The sequence below is a fragment of the Collinsella sp. TM05-37 genome (assembly GCF_003436455.1).
Taxonomy (GTDB): domain Bacteria; phylum Actinomycetota; class Coriobacteriia; order Coriobacteriales; family Coriobacteriaceae; genus Collinsella.
On sequence record NZ_QSPN01000008.1, the window covers coordinates 1 to 23,092 of the forward strand.

20 protein-coding genes are annotated in these 23,092 nt (G+C 58.1%); 14 read left to right on the forward strand and 6 right to left on the reverse strand.

Annotated elements, in window-relative coordinates; translation table 11 throughout:
* Positions 1-100: 100 nt before the first annotated feature.
* Positions 101-568: a hypothetical protein gene (locus DXD48_RS10000; RefSeq protein WP_147324143.1), complete on the reverse strand. Its 468-nt coding sequence runs from the start codon at positions 566-568 to the stop codon at positions 101-103.
* A 274-nt stretch (positions 569-842) separates the two neighbouring features.
* Here DXD48_RS10000 and DXD48_RS05445 point away from each other — a divergent pair, with 274 nt between their 5' ends.
* Complete coding sequence (locus tag DXD48_RS05445) at positions 843-1,274, forward strand: Hsp20/alpha crystallin family protein (protein WP_117564304.1); 432 nt, start codon at positions 843-845, stop codon at positions 1,272-1,274.
* An 82-nt stretch (positions 1,275-1,356) separates the two neighbouring features.
* Here the strand turns inward: DXD48_RS05445 and DXD48_RS05450 are convergent, their stop codons facing one another.
* The gene (locus DXD48_RS05450) at positions 1,357-2,166 is read right to left on the reverse strand and encodes an MBL fold metallo-hydrolase (protein ID WP_089573686.1); all 810 of its coding nucleotides are present in this window, start codon (positions 2,164-2,166) and stop codon (positions 1,357-1,359) included.
* A 48-nt stretch (positions 2,167-2,214) separates the two neighbouring features.
* Here DXD48_RS05450 and tilS point away from each other — a divergent pair, with 48 nt between their 5' ends.
* From tilS to DXD48_RS05475, 5 genes are all read left to right on the forward strand, one after another.
* On the forward strand, positions 2,215-3,756 hold the full coding sequence (gene tilS / locus DXD48_RS05455) for a tRNA lysidine(34) synthetase TilS (protein ID WP_199407901.1): 1,542 nt from the start codon (positions 2,215-2,217) through the stop codon (positions 3,754-3,756).
* A 147-nt stretch (positions 3,757-3,903) separates the two neighbouring features.
* The gene (gene hpt / locus DXD48_RS05460) at positions 3,904-4,452 is read left to right on the forward strand and encodes a hypoxanthine phosphoribosyltransferase (RefSeq protein WP_055251779.1); all 549 of its coding nucleotides are present in this window, start codon (positions 3,904-3,906) and stop codon (positions 4,450-4,452) included.
* A 61-nt stretch (positions 4,453-4,513) separates the two neighbouring features.
* Positions 4,514-6,592: an ATP-dependent zinc metalloprotease FtsH gene (gene ftsH, locus DXD48_RS05465; RefSeq protein ID WP_255413207.1), complete on the forward strand. Its 2,079-nt coding sequence runs from the start codon at positions 4,514-4,516 to the stop codon at positions 6,590-6,592.
* Between the two features lie 167 nt (positions 6,593-6,759).
* Positions 6,760-7,950: a pyridoxal phosphate-dependent aminotransferase gene (locus DXD48_RS05470; RefSeq protein WP_117564306.1), complete on the forward strand. Its 1,191-nt coding sequence runs from the start codon at positions 6,760-6,762 to the stop codon at positions 7,948-7,950.
* A 159-nt stretch (positions 7,951-8,109) separates the two neighbouring features.
* Positions 8,110-8,931, forward strand: coding sequence for a phosphatase (locus DXD48_RS05475; RefSeq protein ID WP_117564307.1), 822 nt, complete (start codon positions 8,110-8,112; stop codon positions 8,929-8,931).
* Positions 8,932-9,009: 78 nt separating this feature from the next.
* On the opposite strand, the gene rlmD is transcribed toward DXD48_RS05475, so the two are convergent.
* On the reverse strand, positions 9,010-10,224 hold the full coding sequence (rlmD, locus tag DXD48_RS05480; RefSeq protein WP_370446303.1) for a 23S rRNA (uracil(1939)-C(5))-methyltransferase RlmD: 1,215 nt from the start codon (positions 10,222-10,224) through the stop codon (positions 9,010-9,012).
* 557 nt (positions 10,225-10,781) lie between these two features.
* Here rlmD and DXD48_RS05485 point away from each other — a divergent pair.
* The 4 genes from DXD48_RS05485 (at position 10,782) to DXD48_RS05500 (ending at position 15,763) form a co-directional block, all read left to right on the forward strand.
* Positions 10,782-11,642, forward strand: a complete 861-nt coding sequence (locus DXD48_RS05485; RefSeq protein ID WP_117564309.1) for a transporter substrate-binding domain-containing protein — start codon at positions 10,782-10,784, stop codon at positions 11,640-11,642.
* Positions 11,643-11,792: 150 nt separating this feature from the next.
* Positions 11,793-12,446: an amino acid ABC transporter permease gene (locus tag DXD48_RS05490; RefSeq protein WP_233514966.1), complete on the forward strand. Its 654-nt coding sequence runs from the start codon at positions 11,793-11,795 to the stop codon at positions 12,444-12,446.
* Positions 12,447-12,634: 188 nt separating this feature from the next.
* Positions 12,635-13,384 (forward strand): amino acid ABC transporter ATP-binding protein, encoded by a 750-nt coding sequence (locus DXD48_RS05495; protein WP_199407910.1) that lies wholly within the window; start codon positions 12,635-12,637, stop codon positions 13,382-13,384.
* Between the two features lie 309 nt (positions 13,385-13,693).
* The gene (locus tag DXD48_RS05500; protein WP_117564312.1) at positions 13,694-15,763 is read left to right on the forward strand and encodes a translation factor GTPase family protein; all 2,070 of its coding nucleotides are present in this window, start codon (positions 13,694-13,696) and stop codon (positions 15,761-15,763) included.
* A 128-nt stretch (positions 15,764-15,891) separates the two neighbouring features.
* On the opposite strand, the gene DXD48_RS05505 is transcribed toward DXD48_RS05500, so the two are convergent.
* Positions 15,892-16,875, reverse strand: coding sequence for a DNA/RNA non-specific endonuclease (locus DXD48_RS05505; RefSeq protein ID WP_117564313.1), 984 nt, complete (start codon positions 16,873-16,875; stop codon positions 15,892-15,894).
* Between the two features lie 317 nt (positions 16,876-17,192).
* Between DXD48_RS05505 and DXD48_RS05510 the strand changes: the two genes are divergently transcribed.
* Positions 17,193-17,843, forward strand: a complete 651-nt coding sequence (locus DXD48_RS05510; protein ID WP_158548933.1) for an HAD family phosphatase — start codon at positions 17,193-17,195, stop codon at positions 17,841-17,843.
* Here DXD48_RS05510 and DXD48_RS05515 read toward each other — a convergent pair.
* The gene (locus DXD48_RS05515) at positions 17,840-18,040 is read right to left on the reverse strand and encodes a hypothetical protein (RefSeq protein WP_199407902.1); all 201 of its coding nucleotides are present in this window, start codon (positions 18,038-18,040) and stop codon (positions 17,840-17,842) included. The genes DXD48_RS05510 and DXD48_RS05515 overlap by 4 nt on opposite strands.
* A gap of 215 nt (positions 18,041-18,255) precedes the next feature.
* Between DXD48_RS05515 and DXD48_RS05520 the strand changes: the two genes are divergently transcribed.
* From DXD48_RS05520 to DXD48_RS05530, 3 genes are all read left to right on the forward strand, one after another.
* The gene (locus tag DXD48_RS05520; RefSeq protein WP_117564315.1) at positions 18,256-19,113 is read left to right on the forward strand and encodes a PRD domain-containing protein; all 858 of its coding nucleotides are present in this window, start codon (positions 18,256-18,258) and stop codon (positions 19,111-19,113) included.
* Positions 19,114-19,416: 303 nt separating this feature from the next.
* On the forward strand, positions 19,417-20,847 hold the full coding sequence (locus DXD48_RS05525; protein WP_158548940.1) for a PTS transporter subunit EIIC: 1,431 nt from the start codon (positions 19,417-19,419) through the stop codon (positions 20,845-20,847).
* Positions 20,848-20,962: 115 nt separating this feature from the next.
* Positions 20,963-21,817, forward strand: coding sequence for a Nif3-like dinuclear metal center hexameric protein (locus DXD48_RS05530; protein ID WP_117564317.1), 855 nt, complete (start codon positions 20,963-20,965; stop codon positions 21,815-21,817).
* A gap of 278 nt (positions 21,818-22,095) precedes the next feature.
* Here DXD48_RS05530 and DXD48_RS05535 read toward each other — a convergent pair whose 3' ends face one another.
* Complete coding sequence (locus DXD48_RS05535; protein WP_117564318.1) at positions 22,096-22,974, reverse strand: ATP-dependent sacrificial sulfur transferase LarE; 879 nt, start codon at positions 22,972-22,974, stop codon at positions 22,096-22,098.
* Positions 22,975-23,092: the final 118 nt, after the last annotated feature.

Genomic DNA, 23,092 nt, shown 5'->3' on the forward strand with positions numbered 1-23,092 from the left:
AAGAAGGGGGAGGCCTCGCGGCCTCCCCCTTTTTTTGCGTTTACGGGGCGTGAATGACTCAATTACACCAGACGATCTTGTTGTTTTCGGTATTGAGCCTTTATTTAAAGAAAATAAATCGTATAACAAGGGCAACTGCTATGGCCGCAATGATCATAAGCAGGATTGTCAGCTGATGCTGCTTGCGTCGTTTACTTGACGAAACGAAGATTGATTTTCCCTGTTTTGGAGTCTCGAGATAGCGAGCCGAATGCGTCAAGGTTTGCTTGGGTCGAGGCCCTCTTTGTTGATGAGCGGCGGATGCTTTCATCGGCTCATCACTAGCTGCGCTGTTTTTAGATAATGGTGCGTCTTTCAGATATACAGGGTCTCCCGAGGCAACGCCCATATGTTTACGTCCCGTTTGGGCTTCTTCGAGCGTTTGATATCGGTTTCTTGTCACATATTTGGGCTCTGGGCCATTGATGGGCTCTTGCGAGATGTGGGGGCGATGGAATCGAATCGGTTGCGGGCTGGATGCTTCGTCCTGCTCCGGCATAAACGTGTTGTCCTGTTTTTGATCGTTCATGATGCCCTTAGCTCGTCATCAATATCGTGTATGCGCCCATTGTAAGCCAGCCGTCTAGTTTTGATGGGATTGCATACATTATTTAAGCCTTCGTTCAAATTCCGTTTATTAGACAAAACCTTAGTCAACCAGACTTAGATATGCTTATATCAATAGACTCAAAAACTTTATAGTCGATGTATATATAAGAAGCGGCTGGGCATATATAACAGCGTCAAAAGAAGTCCCAGTCACCTAGAAGATGACTCGGCAGTCCTTAAAAGGAGTGGTAAACATGGCAAGCATGGTTCCTTATCGTTCGGTTTTTGGCGTTCGTCCTTCTGCTAGCTCGCTGTTCGATTTGTTTGATGATATGACCGATCTTGCAAACAACTCGATTGCTTCCAAGGCGTTCCCCGTTGATGTCGAGGACAAGGGCGATGGTTATGAGGTCAAGGCCTATCTGACCGGCGTCGCTAAGGATGATATCGACGTTGAGCTTAACGAGGGTCGCCTGTCGATTAGCGTGAACGTTGTGGAGGACGAGGAGAACGAGGGCAAGAACTTCCTGCAGAAGGAGTTTAGCTCGTACAGCGCGACGCGCGGCGTGTATCTGAAGGACGCTTCGAGCGAGGGCCTTTCGGCTAAGTATGCTGACGGCATCCTGACCGTTAAGGTTCCCAAGATTGTCGAGAAGAAGAACGTTACGAAGATCTCCATCGACTAACGATGGCTCTGCTTCAATCGAGAGTATGAGTTAAGGGGGGCTGGGAAGTGATTCCCAGCCTCCCCTTTGTTGTCTTGAGGGGCTATTGAATGGTTGTCGGTTGATATTGGCTTGCAGGGCGTATCGAGAGCTTCCGCGGCCCTTGAAGACGGGTGGCAGAACTGCCGAGTTCATCATCGAGACTTGCATCAAGCGCGTTGGCATAGCTTTTGACGGTAAGGCTTGGACGATTATTGTCCTGGCTGATGTGCATGGCGATGAGTTGTTCGGTGCGATCGGTAACAAGTTCGCGCGCGGCTTCGGCGGCCTGGTTGTTGGAGAGGTGCCCCTTTGTGGACAGGATGCGCTCCTGAAGAAAGCGGGGGTACGCTCCTTCGCGCAACATAGTTACATCGTGGTTACTTTCGAGCGCGAGAACTCGACAGTCTTTGAGGATGCCTATGGCCTTGCTCGATAACTCTCCGGTGTCGGTGGCAAACCCAATGGAATCATCGAGAGCATTAAATCGATAGCCGACAGGATTGATGACATCGTGCGATGTTGAGTAGGTTTGCACGTGGATGCCGGCAATGGGGAGCGTGTCGCCGGGGTCAAATTCCTCTACGGGCAGGTGCGCGAGGTTTTCTTTGCATGAAAGGGTATCCCTGCTGGCAAAGAGGGGACCATGCCAGTGCTTGCACCATACATCGAGCCCCTTGATATGGTCACCATGCTCATGGGTGATTACAAGAGCGGCGACGTCGTCTGCCGAGAGGCCAAGCTCCGCCATGCGTTTAAGTGTCTCGCGGCGGGACAGGCCGTTGTCGATCATGATGAGCCCCTGAGGCCCCTCGACGAGTGCGCAGTTGCCTTTTGAGCCGCTGCCGAGGATATGAAGGTGCAGGCGAGACATAAGATTCCAAAGGATACAATGAGTGCGGACGAATAGAGGAGTAAGCGAATGCCAACGGTATCTCAGCACTATGGACATCATGCCGCGCCGAGGACGGATAAGAGCGTCCTGGCAACGCGGCAGGCCGCTGCCCCCGTAGTGCTCATGGTATCAGGCGGTGCGGACTCGACGGCGCTGCTCCTTATGGCTTGCACATCAAAGCTGGATATCCAGGACGGGCGCGGCGTCGCTCCCATTGCGCGCGAGCGATTGCACGTGCTGCATGTAAACCATCATCTGCGCGGGGAGGCATCCGATGGCGACGAGGCCTTTGTACGTGACCTGTGCGCGCAATACGGCTTGCCGCTGTGTGTTGAGCATGCCTATTTTGATGACGAATCGGGCAATATCGAGGCTGCGGCTCGCGAGGTGCGCTATGCCGCGGCACGGAGATATGTTCGCGAACTTTGTGCCGAATCGGGCGCACCGCGGACGGCGGCTCGTATCTGTACCGCGCATACTTCGTCGGACCGCGCGGAAACATTTTTGATGAATGCCATTAAAGGGTCGGGTCCCGCGGGTCTATCGAGCATTCCGCGCCGTCGGAACATTGTGGTTCGCCCCTTGCTCGACCTCACGCACGATGAGCTCGTGAGCTATCTGCAGGTGCACGGTCAGCCATGGCGGGAAGATGAAAGCAACGAGGACGTTTCGTACCTGCGCAACTATGTACGCCATCGGGTGATGCCGGTGGTGGCACAGCGCAACGCGAGCGTCTGTAAGACGATTGGCGCCGCTTGCGAAATTCTGGGCGACGAAGACGCCTTTCTTTCCCAGCTTTCGGCACAGGCGTTTCGAAGCTGCCTGCGCAAGGAAGCGGCGGGCGCACTTGTGCTCGATGCGCGCCGTCTTGCCGCCGCTGAGGTTGTGATTGCACGGCGTATCGTGCGATTGGCGATTAAGCGCATCGATCCCGACGCGCGACCGGAGATGCGGCACGTGGAGCGCGTGCTCGCCTGCGTCGCTGCGGGCTCGGGCTCGGTTACGCTTCCTGCGGGAATTGATGCCCGTGTGGAGTTTGGCACGCTGGCGTTCAAGGCCCCGGCGGCGCGCGAGGGTTTAGTGGCCGATTGGATCTCCGTTCCCGGTCGTCTGCCGCTGGGGGCGGGGCATATGCTGACAGCGGAGCCGATGGCTGTGGAGCCGGGGTGCAATATCGTGCACCGTGCCCGCGAGCTTGCTGCTGCCGGAAAGGTTGCGGCCTTGGTGGATGCGGCGGCCCTGGGGTTTGCCGACCGCGATAGCGAGCGGATGTTAGCCGGCTCGCGCGGGGAGATTCCCACCGAGGCACGATCGGCGCGCCTGTGGGTGGATAGCCCTGTGCCGGGAGACGTGATGTGCCCGTTGGGGATGAACGGCCGAAGCAAGAAAGTGTCAGACCTGTTGAACGAGGCGCGCATTCCTGTTTCAGACCGCTCTGGCGTACCCGTGGTAAGAACGGCTCCGGGAGGTGCCGTAGTATGGGTCGCGGGCGTTCGCGCGGACGAGCGTTTTAAATGCACGGCCGCAACGCGCGTGGCATATCTGCTTCGTGTGGTCGATGCGGAATAGCGCTTCGCGCCAGCTATTCTGTGCGACGTTGACGGTATTCCCGCGCTGATGGCGCACGTGCTGGTAAATATACCCCGTGCGCTGCTAGAATGTGTAGTTCGCGTCCATGCGGCGGTGCGTGGGCGATAAGCACAAGAAAGGGTTGTCATGGCTTCTCAACATCCGGATATCGAGAAGGTTCTGTTTACGCAGGAGGATATCGACGGTATCGTCTCTCGCCTAGGCGAGCAGATTACTCGCGACTACGCGGGTAAGGATCTGGTGCTGATTGCGGTCCTGCGCGGCGCCGTGGTCTTTATGGGCGACCTGATGCGCAAGATCGAGCTGCCGACCAACATCGATTTCATGGCTGTTTCGAGCTATGGCGACGGTGTGAAGTCCTCGGGCATCGTGCGTATCATTAAGGACCTGGATATCGACATCCGTGGTCGCGACGTGCTGATCGTCGAGGACATTCTGGACTCGGGCCTGACCCTCAAGTACCTGATGAAGAACCTCGAGAGCCGCAAGCCCGCTTCTCTGGAGGTCGCCGCCTTCCTATGGAAGGACGTTGAGGACCGTACCTCGGCCGTCACGCCCAAGTATGTTGGAACCCATTGCCCCGATGCCTTTGTGGTGGGCTACGGCCTCGACTATGCCGAGCGCTATCGCAACCTTCCGTATCTGGGCATTTTGAAACCGGAGGTTTATTCGTAAGATGCCCGACGACCGTAACGATAACAATTCCCAGACTCCCCGGGAGCCTAAGATCCCGGGGATGCCCGGAGGCAAGAAGCCCACGCGTACGGGCTGGCTGTATTTTATTTTGGCTTGCGCGCTTCTGGGCTACGCCTTCTTTAACATGGGCTCCGGCTTTGCCAGCTCCAGCAATACCGTTAAGCTCGCGACGAGCGAGATGGTGAGCGCCATTAAGCAGGATCGCGTCGAAGATTTGACCTATACGGTTCAAGACGGAAGCGTGGCTGGTCATTACTGGAAGACGAAAAAGGACAAGGGTGATACGAGCGAGCTCAAGAGCTTCTCCTCGACCTATGTCGGCTCCGATTCGCTTGCCGAGCTTATGGCGGAGCACCCTGACACCAAGTACATCGTCAACACCAACGACCCCGATTTTTGGGGCGACTTGGCGATGAGTGTGCTGCCGACGATTGCCCTGATCGCCATCATGTTCTACTTTATGCGCCAGATGATGGGCGCCAATAATAGGAACATGCAGTTTGGCAAGACCAATGCCAAGACCAACGAGGCTACGCGTCCCAAGGTCAAGTTTGAGGATGTCGCTGGCGTGGATGAGGCGGTCGAGGAGCTCGAAGAGATTCGCGATTTCTTGAGCGACCCGGACCGCTATCGCAAGCTGGGCGCCAAGATTCCCCGCGGCGTGTTGCTGGTGGGCCCTCCGGGTACCGGTAAGACGTTGCTGGCCAAGGCCGTTGCCGGCGAGGCGGGCGTGCCGTTCTTTAGCATCTCGGGCTCTGACTTTGTTGAGATGTTCGTGGGCGTCGGCGCCAGCCGCGTGCGCGACCTTTTTAAGGAGGCCAAGTCTCAGGCTCCGTCAATCATCTTTATTGACGAGATCGATGCCGTGGGACGTCAGCGCGGAGCCGGTTTGGGCGGCGGCCACGACGAGCGCGAGCAGACGCTCAACCAGCTGCTGGTCGAGATGGACGGTTTTGAGGAAAGCGAGTCGGTCATCCTGATCGCCGCGACCAACCGCCCCGACATTCTGGATCCGGCGCTGCTGCGTCCCGGCCGTTTTGACCGCCAAGTCACGGTTGACCGCCCGGACGTAAAGGGCCGCGAGCAGATCTTGCGCGTGCATGCTGAGAACAAGCCGATGGACGAGGACGTTAAGTTTGAGAAGCTCGCCCAGATGACCGTTGGCTTTACTGGTGCCGATTTGGCGAACCTGCTCAACGAGTCTGCGCTGCTGGCCGCTCGCCGTCATCGTTCTGTGATCTCGATGGACGAGGTCGAGGAGTCGATGGAGCGTGTGATTGCCGGACCGCAACGCAAGGGCCGCGTGATGACCGAAGCCGAGCGCACCACGATTGCCTACCATGAGAGCGGTCACGCTTTGGTGGGCCACATCTTGGAGCATTCCGATCCGGTTCATAAGATTTCGATTGTCAGCCGCGGCCAGGCTCTGGGCTACACGTTGCAGCTTCCGCAGGAGGATCACTTCCTCAAGACCAAGAACGAGATGCTCGACGAGCTCGCCGTGTTCTTGGGCGGTCGCGTTGCCGAGGAGCTCATGTGCGACGACATCACGTCGGGCGCGAGCAACGATCTGGAGCGCGCGACTAAGATGGCGCGCGAGATGGTCACGCGCCTGGGCATGAGCGAGGAGCTGGGCACGCAAGTGTTTGGCGAGGCGCAACATCAGGTGTTCCTTGGTCGCGATTACGCCGATCACCAGGATTACTCCGAGGAGACGGCGCGCCGCATCGATATCGAGGTTCAGCGCATTATGCGTGAGGCCCATCGTCGTGCGGTCGAGATCCTGGACGCCCGTCGCGATCAGCTCGATCTGATGGCGAAGGTGCTGCTTGAGCGCGAGACTGTCGAGGGCGATGCCGTGAATGCCCTGCTCGATAACGAGTGGGACGCCTACCTTGAGCGCGAGGGCGATATCCTGGCGGCCAAGGAGGAGCGCAATGCCAAGGCGGCCGGCATGCCGACCAAGAAGCGCGCGCCTCGTATGAGCGAGGAGGAACTGGCGGCTGATGCCGCGGCCTTTGCGCAGGCGGCCATGCAGGAGGATGCCGAAGCCGCATCCGATGATGCTGGCGATGGCAATGCTGTCAACGCTGACGGCAACACCGACGCCGACAAATAGTTCTTGTAGCGAAAGCCTCCGCGGGGAAACCTGCGGAGGTTTTTTCCTTTGTTGATTGGGGACAGACTTAAATGAGCGTTTTCACGCATTTAAGTCTGTCCCCAATCAACAATGTAGCGCTCTAGTTGGCTAAAGCGTACAATAGCGCCTATGCGAAAGGGGAACAGATGATCAACGAAACTATGTATGCTCGCGGTGCGGAGAGCTCCATCATCCGCGAGATCTTTAGCTATGGCCTTGAGCGCAAGGCGCAGATCGGTGCAGAGAACGTATTCGATTTTTCGCTGGGAAACCCGAGTGTTCCGGCGCCTGCTGCCGTGGCGGAGTCCATTAAGAAGGCCTTGGAGCTGCCGAGTGACCAGCTGCATGGCTATACGCCCGCGCCGGGCCTGCCGCAATGCCGAGCAGCCGTCGCCGAATCGCTCAACCGCCGCTTTGGCACGAACTATGAGGGTAAGGACGTCTTTATGACGGTGGGTGCCGCGGCTTCGCTCACCTGTACGCTCAATGCCGTTACGAACCCGGGTGACGAGGTTATTGTTATCGCCCCGTACTTCCCGGAGTATCGCGTGTGGATTGAGAAGGCCGGCTGTACGTGTGTCGAGGCGTCTGCCGATGAAGATACGTTCCAGCTGAGCGTGGATAACGTGCTCAAGGCGATTACCGATAAAACGGCGGCCGTCATTATCGACTCACCCAACAACCCGACCGGCGCTGTGTATACGCGCGATACCTTGACGCGCCTGGCTAAAGTTTTGTGCGAGATCAACGCCAAGCGCGACCCCGAGAATCCGATCATGCTGATCTCGGATGAGCCGTATCGCGAGATTGTCTATGGCGCCGAGGTGCCTTGGGTGCCTTCGATCTACGAGCACACCATCGTGTGTTACTCGTATTCCAAGTCGCTTTCGCTACCGGGCGAGCGCGTCGGGTGGATCCTGGTTCCCAATACGAATCCTCAGGCAGCTCGTCTAATGCCCGCCGTTGCCGGTGCCGCCCGTACGCTGGGCTTCGTGTGCGCTCCGGCGCTCTTCCAGCGCGTGATTATCGATTGCATCGATGAGCCGAGTGACGTTGAGGCCTATGCACGCAACCGCACGGCGCTCACCGATGCATTGGCGGAGTACGGCTACACCTATGTTGAGCCGGATGGCGCGTTCTACCTGTGGGTGAAAGCGCTGGAGCCCGATGCGAATGCGTTCTGCGCGCGCGCGAAGAAGTACGAACTGCTCGCGGTTCCCTCGGACAGCTTTGGCATGCCGGGCTGGTTCCGCTTGGGATACTGCGTGAGCTACGAGACCATCGTCAATTCATTGCCTGCCTGGAAGCAACTGGCCGACGAATATCTTCGAAAGTAAAGCGCTCTGCTTACAATGTTTTACGTGAAACGGGGTTTGGTTTTAAGCCAGACCCCGTTGTCTATGCCGTTGTGTGATTGGGATGAAGCAGTTTTACGACTGCCGAAAGCTATGCGTACAATGAATATACGCGACGGCCATGCCGGATAAGGAGATCCGATGCCCTACCTGCTTTCTTGTGATATCCATACCCATACGATGTTCTCTGCGCATGCATATTCGACCATTGAGGAGAATGTGTACTGGGCGGCAGAGCGTGGCCTGCAGGTGCTCGGATCTGCCGACCATCTGAGCTCTATGGTTTCACCTTGCCCCAATGACCTGCGCAGTTACCAGTTCTTTATCAACCAGGATATCTGGCCGCGCATTTGGAGCGGCGTACTGGTACTGCGCGGCGCCGAGGCCGATATCGTTTCGCTGGACGGAAGCCTGTTTGGCGAGGACACTCCTGTCACGCTCGATATTGCTGGCGATTCGTACAGCCGCCAGCATTCGCTGTTCGATTTGGTTACGCGCAATTTGGATTATTTGGTTGCAAGCGTGCATAATCCGCAGATTGCCGAAGGTGCGACGTTGGCCCAGGCGACCGAGATGTATATCAATGCCCTGGAGCACCCCAAGGTGTTCATGCTGGGCCACGCGGGTCGCTCGGGCGTTCCGTTTGATATCGATGAGGTGTTGTTGGCGGCCAAGGCCAAGCACAAGATTATCGAGATCAACAACCATAGTCTTGAGCATGGCACCGATGCCGAGCATTGGAGCGTGTGCCGCAAGATTGCCGAGCGCTGCGCCGAGCTGGGCGTGGGGATTGGCGTCTCGACCGACGCGCACATTGGTATGGCGATTGGCAAGCTCGAGCAGGCGCGCAAGATGCTCGATGAGATTCACTTCCCGCTGAATCTGATCGTGACGCGCGACCGCGAGACGCTGCTGCGCGAGATGGCGGCTGCCGGCGTGTGTGACCTGCGCAAGAGCATGTAACGGGCTCATATAGCCAACGAAAGGGGGCGGTCCAGACGGGCCGCCCCCTTTCTTGTCCCAAAAATCGACCGGGGTGGGTTAGCGGCGCTCGAGGATCGCTACGGTTTCGGTGTGGTCGGTATGGGGGAACATGTCGACCGGCGTGATCTTGAGCAGGCGATAGCCTCCGTCGAGGAGCTGGTGCAGGTCGCGCTCTTGGGTCACGGGGTTGCAGCTGATATAGGTGATGCGGCGCGGTTTGAGCGCGCAGGCGGCCTCGAGGAACTCGGGGGTGGAGCCGGCGCGCGGCGGGTCGATGGAAAGGACGTCGACGCGTTCGTTGTTGTCGGCGGCATCGAGGATGTAGTCGGTGGCATCGTCGGCCATAAACCATGCGTTGCGAGTAAGGCCGTTGAGCTCGGCGTTGCGACGTGCGTCAGCGATGCCGGCGTGGTTGCGCTCCACGCCAAGCAGCATAATGCCGATGCCCTTGTCCTGGGCATCCTTTGCGGCGCAAAGGCCGATGGTGCCGCTGCCGCAGTAGGCATCCATAAGCACGTCGCCCTGGCGTAGGTCCATGTCTTCGATGGCGAGCCGGTAGAGCAGCTCGGTCTGCTGCGGGTTGGTCTGGTAGAACGCAGTGGGGGAGATGTCGAACTCACAGCCGAGTAGCTGGTCGCGCATGCATTCGGCGCCATAGACGATGCGAGTCTCCTCACCCAAGATGGCGTTACCGGGGCGTCCGTTGATGTTTTGGGCAACGGTGACGATATGCGGATCGAGTGCGGCGACAGCCTCAAAGAAATCCTGCGCATGCGGCAAGTCGCGCTGAGCGGTCACGAGGGTGACCATAATCTGGTCGGTACGCCAACCGCAGCGAACGACGGCATAGCGGAGCAGCCCCAGATGCTTGTCTTCGTTAAAGGCAGGAATATGCAGACGTTCGGCCTCGCGAGCGATGCCGTTGAGAATCTGGCGGGCTCCCGGCGCCTCGACGGGGCATTCGGGCACGGCAACGATTCTGTGCGAACCGCGCTCAAAGAAGCCGCAGCGGACAGCGCCCTCCTTACCGGGAGCAAAGGGAGTGGCAGCCTTATGACGAAAACCACGCGGCGCAGGATACTTGCCCGGGTCGCCCAAGGTGACGCCCATACCGCGAATGGGGTCGACGCTAATACCCTCGCGCTCGCAAAGAGCAGCAAAAAGCTCCTCCATAGCAGCCTGCTTAGCTGCCAACTGCTTTTTATAAGGACGATTGAGCGCCGTGCACCCACCGCAAGCTTTCATGATCGAACAGGGAGACTTGGGGTCCACAGCCTTACGCGCAGACGAAACCCGATCTTTATGCGAGCGCTTGGAGCGAGTATGAGATGCCTTATCCTCGTTCCGACGAGAGCCGGGATGCTTGGCCTTAGCCTTGCCCTTCGCATCCTGAGACGACTTGGATTTCTTAGAAGGTTTTTTCTCCTCCGACCCTTCAGTCGCTTCGATCAAAGCACGACGAGCCCTACGCTCCGCACGAGATTCTGCCATCAATAACTCCACTAATTCATGAATTAAAGCTGCAAGTATTGTACCGTGCCAAGCCAGCAGACGATATACAAGCGGTTTATTCGTGTCAGTGATAAGCCCAACGACGGTTGCCCGCCGCGTGAGGGGTGTGGGGGTTAAGTTTATCGCGAGTTCCGCACGAACAGGAGGCCACTTAATGTGGCCTCCGTCGTGAGCAGGACTGTAGAGCAGGAAACTTAACCCCCACACCCCTCACGCGGCGGGCAAACTCGCCTTGTGCTCTATCACGCTAAAGTGTATGATTCTGAACGTTACATGATTCACTTTACTTAACTAAAGTGCCATCAAGGGGGAATACCATGAACACCGATATGTCTCGTCGTCAGTTTGTTGGTCTAGCCGGCTCGCTCGCCACGGTGCTTGGCCTTGGTCTTGTCGGCTGCGGCGGTGGTGCTGGCAAGGGCTCCGCTGCTGGTTCTGCCGCGGCCAAGGATGTGAAGGGCGCCGCGGAGTCCAAGAAGCTCGTGGTGGGCTTTGACAAGTCCTACCCTCCGTACGGCTTTGTGGGCGATGACGGCGAGTACACGGGCTTTGACCTTGACCTTGCCAAGGCCGTTGCCGATAAGCAGGGCTGGGATGTCGATTACGAGGCCATCGATTGGGATGCCAAGGACACGCTGCTCAACTCCGGCGCCATCAACTGCATCTGGAACGGCTTTACCATGGAGGGCCGCGAGGACGACTACACGTTCTCCGAGCCGTACATGCTCAATGAGCAGGTGCTCGTGGTCAAGAAGGACGCGGGTATCAAGAGCTGGGACGATCTTGCCGGCAAGACCGTGATTACCCAGACTGATTCCGCTGCGCAGGATGTGCTCGAGGGTGACCAGAAGGATCTGGCGGCGACGTTTGCCACGCTCGACACGATCGGCGAGTACAACACGGCCTTTATGCAGCTCGAGAGCGGCGCGGTCGATGCCGTGGCTTGCGACCTTTCGATTGCCCAGTATCAGCTTGCCGCCAAGCCTGATGCTTATACGCAGCTTGATGAGCCGCTGTCCAGCGAGCACTACGCCGTCGGCTTTAAGAAGGGCGACACCAAGTCGGCCGACGCCGTGACCGAGTCGCTCAAGGCACTCTATGAGGACGGCACGGTTAAGGACCTGTGCGACAAGTATTCAAGCTATGGTCTTTCCTTCGACAACTGGGTGCTCAAATAGCGGCTTTCCCAGGCACCCGATTTTGCCGTTCAAACCGTCGCTTGCGTACATTTAGTACGCGGCGCTCCTCTTTCACGGCAAACTCGGGCACCTGGAAAACCCGCTTTAGCATTGGGTTCGCTGTTCCGTTACTGTGAAAGAGAGCTTGGGTTGTCTATTCAGGTCATGATGCAGATGCTTGGCCAGGGATTCTTGGTCAGCTTGCAGCTGTTTGTGCTGACGTTGCTCGGGTCGATTCCGCTGGGAATTCCCGTGGCGTTTATGCGCATGAGCAAAATCGCGCCGCTTCGCTGGATTGCGCGCATCTACATTTCGGTCATGCGCGGTACACCGCTCATGCTGCAGATGTTTGCCATCTACTTTGCCCCGTACTACGTGTTCGGCATTTCGCTTACGCCCGATTCCAAGTGGACGGCGTGCGTTGTGGCGTTCATCATCAACTACGCCGGCTACTTTGCCGAGATCTATCGCTCGGGCTTGCAGTCGATTCCGCGCGGTCAATACGAGGCAGCCGAGGTGCTGGGCTATTCGCGCATGCAGACGTTTCTGTATATCGTGATGCCGCAGGTCGCCAAGCGTATTCTGCCTGCGATGGGCAACGAGATCATCACGCTGGTCAAGGACACGTCGCTGGCGTTTGCCATTGGCGTGGGTGAGATGTTCTCGACGGCCAAGGCACTGGTCGCCTCGCAGGTGAGCATGGCGCCGTTTGCGATCGCGGCGTTGATCTACTGGGTCTTTAACTTTGTGGTCGAGATGCTGCTGGGCGCCGCCGAAAAGAAGCTGGACTATTATCATGACTAGATCGTTCCGCCGTTCTAACGAACGGCGGACTGCTCGACGCTGCGCGCGTGTCTGACGGCCAATCTGCTTCTCAAGCTGTCGCTTGCGTACAGAAGTACGCGGCGCTCCTCTTTCGAAGCACATTGTCTCGTCATCCACACGCTCGCTGACTTCTCAAACACATGGAGGTTCCCGTGTCCGGAACGGTAATGAATATATCGAACGCGCGTAAGGCGTTTGGCGGCAATGAGGTGCTCAAGGATATCTCGCTTGAGGTGAAGCGTGGCGAGGTCGTGGCGATTATCGGGCCTTCGGGTGGCGGCAAGTCCACGCTGCTGCGGTGTGCCACGCTGCTCGAGACACTCGACGGAGGCTCACTCTCGTTTGGTGACCTTGCCGTTGCGACGGATGCGGGTTCGGGCGCGGTCTATGCGAAGGGCGATGTGCCCAAGCGGGCACGCTCGCGATTCGGCCTGGTGTTCCAAAATTACAACCTGTTCCCGCACTATACCGTGATGAAAAACATCATCGACGCGCCGATCCGCGTGCTTAAGCGCCCGCGCGAGCAGGCGGAAGCTCGTGCGCGCGAGTTGATCGCGCAGATGGGGCTTACGGGCAACGAGAACAAGGTGCCATGTGAGCTTTCGGGCGGCCAGCAACAGCGTGTGAGTATCGCCCGCGCCTTGGCGCTCGATCCGGAGATCCTGTTCTTTGACGAGCCGACCTCGGCACTCGATCCCGAGCTGACGGCCGAGGTGCTGCGTGTCATTAAAGACCTTGCCGCGCAGAATATGACGATGGTGATTGTGACCCACGCAATGCAGTTTGCGCGCGATGTTGCCGACCGCGTGGTCTTTATGGATGGCGGCCGCATTGTCGAGGAGGGGCCTGCCGATCAGGTTATCGGCCATCCGCGCGAGCAGCGCACGCGTGAGTTCTTGAGCCGTATCGAGGGGTAGACTCAGGTATTTACTCAACTATTAATTGAGGTGAAGCCGCCGCAGGTCTTACGGTCTGTGGCGGCTTTTGTTTGCATCGACGGGGTTCAATAATCGCCTCACAAGCTTGTCTCTTCCTCTCGCCGCCTGTATTCACACGTGCGCCGAAAGGTGTGCATGGACAGTCACCCGTGAGGGTAGGGTGGTGGCATAGGACATTTGGAGGGTGAGTCGGCTCGGCTGCCGACCATGCTGCTCCCGGGACGGCACCGACCGCGAACTCTCCCCGTTGGCGTCGCGCATTGCGCGCGGCCCTGCAAGGAGGTCATCATGGGTGCTCCCAAGACCGGTAACGTAAGGAACGTGGTGCTCGTAGGCCAAGGCGGGGTGGGCAAGACTTCACTCGCCGAGGCCATGCTCCACCTTTCCGGCAAGACCGCCCGCCTGGGCGGCCACGACGGCACCAAGCCCACGCTCGACTATGACCCCGAAGAGGTCAAGCGTGCGTTTTCCATCTCGACGACCATTGCGCCGATCGACTGGAAGGGCGCGCGCATCAATGTGCTCGATGCCCCGTGCTACCCCGATTTTATCGGCGACGCCTTTGCCGCGATGAGCGTTTGCGAGACGGCTCTGTTTGTGGTTGACGCCGAGGCCGGCCCGCAGCCTACGACGGTTAAGCTCTGGTATGCCGCCGAGGACCTGCGCCTGGCGCGTGCGGTGTTCGTAAACCGCCTGTCGCGCTCCGAGGCCAGCTTTGCGACCACGATGGACCTGCTGCAAGAGCGCTTTGGCACGCGCCTGGGCGCCGTGGCCCTTCCCTGGGGCGAGGACTTTGATGGCATCATCGACCTGGTGCGCATGAAGGCACGCCATTGCAACGGCACCGAAGCCGTTGAGTCGGAGATTCCTGAGGAGTATCGTGCCCAGGCCGAGGAGGCCCATGACCATCTGTGCGAGCTGGTGGCCGAGGCTGACGACGAGCTGATGATGAAGTACTTGGAAGGCGAGGAGACGCTGACGCAGGAGGAGCTTGAAGGCCTGCTGTCGAAGGCGATTGCCGAGCGCATCTTTGTGCCGGTCTTTGCGGGCGATTGCATTAAGGAGCAGGGCGTCAACTCGCTGATGGACGACATCGCTACGTACTTCCCGGCGCCGACGGACTACGGCGAGATGCCGCTCATCGACGGCGATTCGCTCAAGATCTCGAGTGACGATGACCGCCCGGTGGCGTTTGTGTTTAAGACCCTGGCCGATCCGCAGCAGGGTCGCATCAGCTTTATCAAGGTGCTGACGGGCACGCTTGAGCCGGGCCTTGAGCTGGTCAACGCGCGCACGCGCAAGGGCGAGCGTCTGGCTCACCTGTATGTGATGTGCGGCCGCGACATGACCGAGGTCGGGCACGCGTATGCCGGTGACATCATCGTGGCACCCAAGCTGGCGGCCGAGACGGGCGATACGCTCTCGATTACCGGCAAGGTCGAGGCTGCGGCGTTTAAGTTCCCCAACTCGCAGTACCGCATCGCCATCGAGGCCGAGAATCGCGGCGACGAAGAGAAGCTCTACACGTTTATCGAGAAGGCTTGCAAGGCCGATCCGACCATGAGCATCGACCGCGACGAGGAGACCGGCCAGACCATCATCTCGGCGGTGGGCGAGGCGCAGGTTTCGGTCCTGCTCAATCGTCTGGAGGACCGCACCAAGGTTGCTGCCAAGAGCGTGCCGATCCGTATTCCGTATCGCGAGACCATCCGCCGCACGGCAAGTGCCCAGGGTCGTCATAAGAAGCAGACCGGTGGTGCCGGTCAGTATGGCGACTGCTGGCTGCGTGTGGAGCCGATGATTGCCGCCGACGGTACGAGCGACGGCTATGAGTTTGTGGACGAGGTCGTGGGCGGCCGCATTCCGCGCTCGCTGATCCCTGCCGTGGACAAGGGCGTTCAGGAGACTATGAAGGACGGCATCATTGCCGGCTATCCGCTCACGGGCATTCGCGTGGCTGTGTACGACGGCTCGTATCACAGCGTCGACTCCAACGAGATGGCGTTCCGCGCGGCGGCTCGCATCGGCCTGCGCAAGGCATGCGCTGATGCCGATCCGGTGGTGCTGGAGCCCATCGAGGAAATCACGGTGACTATTCCCGAAAGCTACGCCGGCGCCGTGATGGGTGACATCTCGGCCTCGCGCGGTCGCGTGACAGGTATGGAGACCGATGAGCGCGGAGACACTGTGGTTATCGCACAGGCACCTCTCGCCGAGCTGACGGATTATTCGACGCGTCTGCGCTCTATCACGCGTGGCACGGGCGACTTTACCATGAAGCCCGCCGGCTACGAGCAGGTTCCCTATGACGTTCAGGCCAAGCTAGTCGAGCGCTATGAGGAGGGCCGCGCCAAGTAACGAGCAGGCTTAGCCACAATATCCATGTCAACCAATGGGCCGCCTTGGGCAATCCGGGGCGGTCCATTTTGATCCGTATGCGACGGAGGAAAACGGATCATTTTGGTTTTTGGGATGATGCGGCGACTCTAGTCCCCCAAGGCCTGGTTGCGGCCGGTGGCGTAGTCGATCTGCACATGCGGCTGCAGGTTGTAGCAGTACACGTGGAAGCACAGCGTCTTGCCGTGGTCCTCGACCGACTGTGCCTCCAGGCGCACGCCGCGGCAGACAAGTTCCTCTTCGTTATACATGGGCGTGACGCGGTAGAGCACATGGTTACCCGTATCGCGAATATAGTTGAGAATCTGTTCTTCAAACGGCAGCATGCCCGTCTCGTTGAGATAGCGCGTACCGGTGAGGAGATTCTTGCGGTTGGCGTTTTCGCCGCAGAGCGACCAGGCGATAAGGTGGCAGCGGTTGTAGAGGCTCTGGCCCGGAATAAAGTCGTAGCGCTGCTGGCGCCATCCGGCGGGGTGGATGCGCGAGATATCGCCGCGCTTGCCTTGACCGAGCGATTCGGGGCCCGCGCAGGCGAGCGCTTTGCGGGTGCGGCCCAGGCTGTCGAGCTTGGAGAACTTCTTAAAGCAGCCCTCTTCTGTAGCGCGCTCGTATTCATCGAGTGTGAATGACGGCGTGCCGAGCGGGTGGGTGCTATCGGCGCGCAGGGCAACATAGGGGTTACCCGCGTAGTCGGGAACACTGCTGAGATATACGCCGCGGGCGCGGTCGAGATCGGGGTTTTCGACCTCGTCGATGGGGGTGGCGGCGCTGTCCGCGGAAGCGTCGTCACTGGTGTCGGGTGCGGCGGAATCGGAGCCATCGCCAGAGTCTTGGCTATTTTGAGAGTCCGAGGAGCTCGCTGTTCCCGATTCGAGTCGGGCAACCAGGTCTGCCTCGTCGTCGGTGCGGCTGGGACTCTCATTTTGTTTTTCGGCTAGAGCCGCTGCCTGCTCATCGCTTTGCGGCGACAACAGCTTGGGCGCTCCGTCGAGCGACCCCGTGAACAGCGCAAACCCCAGCACCACGGCGGTGCCGATGGAAAGTACTTGCTTGTAGGCGGGCTTGCGCGACATTGAGGCTCCTGGAGGGACGGTTGGGAATCTACCAGTCTAGCAGGAGCCGGCAGGGGCCGCTCCACCGAACAAATACTCAAGATTTGGGACAAACGCTACGGATTCATTTGCCTCATATGGAGCTGCAGTGGTTGGGCGTGTGGGACTATTCGACATTTCCCAAGATAAAACCTGCCAAAATAAACCTGTCCCTTTTTGGCAGGTTACGTCATAAGGCTTCTGTCTATGTAGCGAAAGTACAATATGATATATACGTTATATACAAGTTTGTGACGTGCAGTAGATTTGCGGCAACGCAAGCCGATGAAGGGGCCGATATGATTAAAGCTGTTATTTTTGACATGGACGGAACGCTGATCGATACCGAGCGTTTGGACATGAGGGCATGGAAGGTGGGCGCGGCCGAGCTGGGGATCACGATTGATGATGCGTTAATCCATCAGTTTATCGGCCGTTCGAATGCCGATGTTAAGGACATCCTTGAGGCACATTACGGCAAGGGCGAAACCGCCGACGCGATTTTTGCCCGCAACATTGAGCTTCACACTGAGATGGCCAAGACCGACCTGGAGCTTAAGGCCGGCGCCGCCGAGTGCCTCGACGAGCTGCTGGCCGCGGGCTATCACGTGGGCCTTGCGACGTCGTCGCGCCGCGTTGCGGCCGAGCGCAACCTTAAAACGGTCGGCCTCTTTGACAAGTTTGAAACGGTGACCTTCGGCGAGGATGTCGCATATGGCAAGCCCGATCCCGCGATTTACCTGCTCGCTTGCGAGCGCGCGGGCTTTGCTCCCGAGGAATGCGCCGTGGTCGAGGATTCGCGCAACGGCTGCGTCTCGGGTATCACGGCCGTCTGCCATGTCTTTGCTGTGCCCGATATCGTGCCGCTGCCGCAGGACGTGGCGGATGGCTGCGAGGCCGTTCTCGATACGCTGTTCGATCTGGCGGCGGCGGTCAAGGCCGTGCGCTAAAGGTATGCGCCGAGGTCGATGACGGTAGCTTTGGCGTGGCTGCTTGCCCGGGTGCTGACGCGCTCGACAATCTGGCTGCCGATGCCGTAGCCGTCGGATGCGGTATTCCACTCTCCGGCGCCAATGAACTCAATTTTAATATCGGGATACGGGGCGAGGGTCTTGTGGATGCCAGGTATGCGCAGAGCGAGCTGCATGAATGCCGCTCTGCCCACAACAGTGATATGGCGTGCCCCTCTTCGCGTTTTCCCCGATAAAAATCTGCCAAAATAAACTTGCCCCTTTTTTTAGTAGGTTGCGGGGGCTCGGGTTTGCTTGTTTCGCGTGACGTTGCGTGGAATAATCGAGGCGAACCATCTTAACTAGAATTCATTGCGCTTGCCCTTCGGCTGCGCCTATTTTCGGAGGCATCATGAGGGTCGTTAAGCGCATTAATCACAATGCCGCCTTGCTTGTCAACGATAAGGGAACCGAGCTTGTGGCGCTGGGGAAAGGCATTGGTTTTCCTGACGGCCCCGGTGAGGTTTCGCTTGCGCAGATTGAGCGCACGTTTTACAACGTTGATGCGCGCTATCTGCCACTTCTTAACGAGATCGATCCCAAGGTAATGGAGTTTAGTGCGCAGATTGCCGATGTCGCGCGCACCAACATTTCGCGTGAACTGTCGGCGAACCTTCCTTTTACGCTTGCCGACCACATTAGTTTTGCCATCAAGCGCTGCCGTGAGCACATGTATGTTCAGATGCCGCTTTCTTGTGACGTTCAGCAGCAATATCCCATTGAATTTAAGATCGCGACGCTTGCCCATGCTGGCATAGAGCGCGAATTCGGCATATCTATGCCACGCGGGGAGAGGGCGGGCATCGCACTCTGCATCGTTAACAGCGTTATGGCAAGTTCTAGTAAGGCGAAATCAAACGACGTCCGCCGCGAGGAACGTCTGATCGAAAAGCTCGTAGCGATTATCGAGAAAGATCTTGCCATTGTCGTTGACCGCGATGCTTTTGACTATGCGCGCTATGACACCCATGTGCGCTACTTGCTGGAGCGCGTCCGCACCGGGGAACCGCTTAATACCGATAATGCGGCGCTCTATCGTCCTCTCTGTGAAGAGCATCCGGCTATAGCGACTTGTGTTGACGAAATGGCAGGACTTATCGAGGAAACGTATCATGCCTCCGTCGTGCCCGAGGAGAAGGTGTATCTCATGCTCCATGTCAATCGGGTCTATGCCGGCAACGTGACGGGTGAGGTGTCATCCGACAAATAGGCGCTTTCTATACCGTTCAGGGAAGAAAACCTGCCGTTCACAGTCTTTTGGGCATCATAAGGCCGACGTTCGCATGGTGAAGCTGATATTCTTGCCGCGACATAAGGTGTTATTCGAGAGCTGAGCTTCCGAAGCGTGACGTAAAGACAGAGCGACCTGTCGATGTCTCGTTTTGGAGCTTTTGTCTTTACGCCGTTTCCCTCAACAATCGAATACTTCCGTGCGGGCGACGGGCCACCGTCCGCTTTGTCTCCTCGCGCGCGCAGCGAGGGAGGAACCGGATCGTTCGAAAGGGAAGATGATATGGCTGACAATAAGAAGATCGCAGCCGATGTGCTCGAGGCGCTGGGTGGCAAAGACAACATCACCTTTGCAGCCCACTGCATGACGCGTCTGCGTTTTAACCTTAAGGATATGGAGTTGCCCGACATTAACGCTGTTAAAAAAATTAACGGCGTCATCGGCGCTCAAATATCTGGCGGGCAGTTCCAGGTGATTATTGGGCAAAACGTGCCTAAGGTATATGACGAGCTCATCAAGATGAGCGGCTTGGCCAAGCAGGAAAGCATCGACGAGAACCTCGACGCAAGTGGAGTCAAAACACCGCTTACCCCGGCAGCCGTTGGCAATGCGATTCTTAACTACCTCTCGGGCTCCATGGTTCCGATGATTCCATTGCTGCTCGCGTCGGGCATGTTCAAAACCGTTGCCGTCGTACTCGGGCCAACGATGCTCAATCTCATTGCGGATACGAGCGATCTTTATGTCCTGCTCAATATGCTCTACAACGTGACGTTCTATTTCATTCCGATCTTCTTGGGCTTTGCGGCTGCCGAGAACATTGGCGCCACGCCCATGTACGGCGCTTTTATGGGCGGTGTGCTTATCGAACCGACGTTTATGCAAATGGCAGCCGAGGGAAAAGCCTTTAGCGTTTATGGCATCCCTTGCGTGCCTGCAAACTATGCGCAGACGGTTATTCCCATTCTGCTCACGGTTGCGTTGATGTCCGTGTTCGAGAAGTTCTTGCGCAAGCACATGCCCGATTCGCTCACCACGGTCTTTACGCCGCTTTGCACGCTTGCCCTGACTGTCCCCTTTGCGCTTTGCCTGCTTGCTCCTCTTGGTTCTTGGTGCGGTAACGGTTTGGCGGTTGTCTTTGAGTTCCTCGGTGCCGAGGGAGGTATCGTGGCGATTATTGGTGGCGGCTTGCTTGCAGCAATTTGGTTGCCCATGGTCATTACGGGCATGCATGTTGCGGTCATCATGATTGCCATTGCAAACTTTATGTTGACGGGCTCTGACAGCTTTATTCTGGTCGCCCCTACGGTTGCGCTGTGGGCTGCCTATGGAGCGGAGATTGCGACATGGCTCAAACTCCGTAACAAGGAGGAAAAGAGCCAATGTGCCGGGTATGTTGTCGCCCAGCTCATCGGAGGCGTCGGCGAGCCGTTCATCTATGGCATGATGTTCCGCTATCGTAAACTGTTCGTTGCCTGCATGGCGGGTTCGTTTGTCGCCGGTGCCGTGGCGCTCGCCTTGCATGTCAATGCTTACCTCGCCGGTGCTGCCTCCAACGTGCTCAATATTATGACGTTTGTTGGCGGCGGCAACGAGAACCTGATCAGTGCCGTCATCGCTTCAGCGGCTGGCTTTGTCGTAAGCTTTGCTGTGGCTTGGTTCTTTGGCTTTAGCGAGGATGAGCTCGAGGACGGTCCGATTTCCGAGCGCTAGAAAAGCGGTCGCATATAGGTGGTTCAGCTCAAAAAAGTGCCGTCTATAGATGATTCCGCAGGGCGGTATGTTTGCTGCCGCCCTACATATTATGTCGAAGGGGTTGTTGCTACATATGCTTATCAGCGAAGCTATTCAAGCTATTCGGGATTATTGTGACGGCATTGATGCTTTTACCGGGAAGCCCATCGAGCTTGCGACGACGCGCGATCAGGTGCTTTACGGCGACATCGATCAGCAATGTACCGGAATAGTTACATGCATTTGGGCTACGGCGGAGGTGATTCGTCGTGCCAAGGAGCTTGGCGCTAACCTGATTGTTCCTCACGAGGCACTGTTCTGGAACCACGGAGACCGCCGTGAAGTGGTTGCGGGGAACAAGACCTTTGAGGCGAAGTGCGCTTTGCTTGACGAATGGGGTGGCGCGGTCTGGCGTTGCCATGACTATATCCACTCGGGTGTGCCGCTCGCCTCGGACGGTTCGATGGTCGACGGCATCTTTTACGGATTCGCGGTCAAGATGGACTGGCTTGGCTCCGCGGTAGACGAGACATTCATGAGGTACCGCATTGAGCCAACGCCGGCCCGCGATCTTGCGCAGGCGCTCGTACACAAGCTTGGATTAAACGGGACGCGCTTGATCGGCGACGGTGACGCGCTCATCCGCAATGTCGAGATTCCAATGCACATCATGGGGCGAGATAACGACGAGATTGCCCATATCGACTCCGAAGGCATCGATTGCATTTTGACCATGGAGTTTATCGACTTTACGGTGAGCGAGTACATCCGCGACGCCGCAATGCTCGGTCAGGGAAAATGCGCCATCCATATGGGTCACTTTAATGGCGAGGAGCCGGGCATGGAGTATATGGCGAAATGGCTGCCCGCCGCGCTCGGGGACGCTGGCGCAGGTCTGCCGGTTACCTTTGTCCCCATGGGAGATACGTATCAGTACGTGCTGGCATAAATAGAACAGGGCCGCGACGCCATATAGGTGTCGCGGCCCTGTCTGCGTTTCCCCAGATAAAACCTGCCAAAATAAACCTGTCCCCTTTCGGAAGGTCGGCAACTATTAATGTGGTTCAGGTTGAGCATACGCGAGCGAGCAGGTTCCGGGTGCGGCAAGGTGACGTGAAACAAGCGGGCGCTGACCTTTTGGTCGCGCCCGTGAAATTGAACGTCAGATTGCCGCGCCCGGAACCTGCGCAGCGCCGAGCGGTTACGCCGTTTGTAAAACGGCGTAACCTAAAGGTTCATGTTGCCGTGGATGTAGGGGGTTACCTCGGGGGAGATATGACCGCAGCCTAGGTTGCGCAGGGCAGATTCGATGGCGACGGGAAGCGGGGCCTTGCCCTCGTCGTTGACCGCGGTGCTGCTGAGGGCGGCGATCTTGGCGACGTCTGCCGGCGCGGCCTCGATATGCATGCAGCCGCCGACGAGGCGTGCGCGGACCTGGTCCAGGCCAAAGTCGTGCAGGTAGTCCTCACAGGCGCGGATTACATCGACCTTCTCGCGCGTGAGCTCCTCGCCCGTGGGGACACGCGTGGCCAGGCAGGCTCCTGCCGGCAGGTTCCAAACGGGATAGCCCCAGGCGCGCAGCAGCTCGCGCTCTTCGTCCTTGGTAAAGCCGACCTCCATGAGGGGCGAGCGCACGCCGAGCTCCTGGGCGGCGCGCATGCCGGGGCGGTAGTCGCCGCGGTCGCTTGCGTTGCTGCCGTCGATGACGGTGGGAAAGCCCAGCGACTTGGCGTGGTTGACGATGGCGGTAAAGCCGGCGCGCTTGCAGTGGTAGCAGCGGTCGGCATCGTTGCAGGCTACTTGGGGGAGCCGCAGCTGATCGACCGAAAGATTGAGCACGGGGAGCTTAAAATGCGGCCCTTCATTGGCCTGCCCGTCAACGGACCGCTCAAACGAAGCCTGCTCGGGCGTGCCGATGAGCGGCGTGGTGAGGTGAACGAGAAGCGTACTGGCGGGCATGATGCGGGCGCAGACCGCGGCCAAAAAGCTGCTGTCGACGCCACCGGAAAAGCCGATGGCGACGCGTCCGTATGCCAAAAGCAGCTGCTCGAGCGCTGCGAGTTTGTCCTGAAGCCCCTCTGCAGGTGCGGTGGTGTCTGAAAGCATGAATCGATCCTTGCCGTTGAGTACTCGGTCGAAAACTATAATCCTACCGAGCCACTTGTCATAGGACTTCTATCTATGTAACGAAAGTGCAATATGCTATATACGTTATATACAAGTT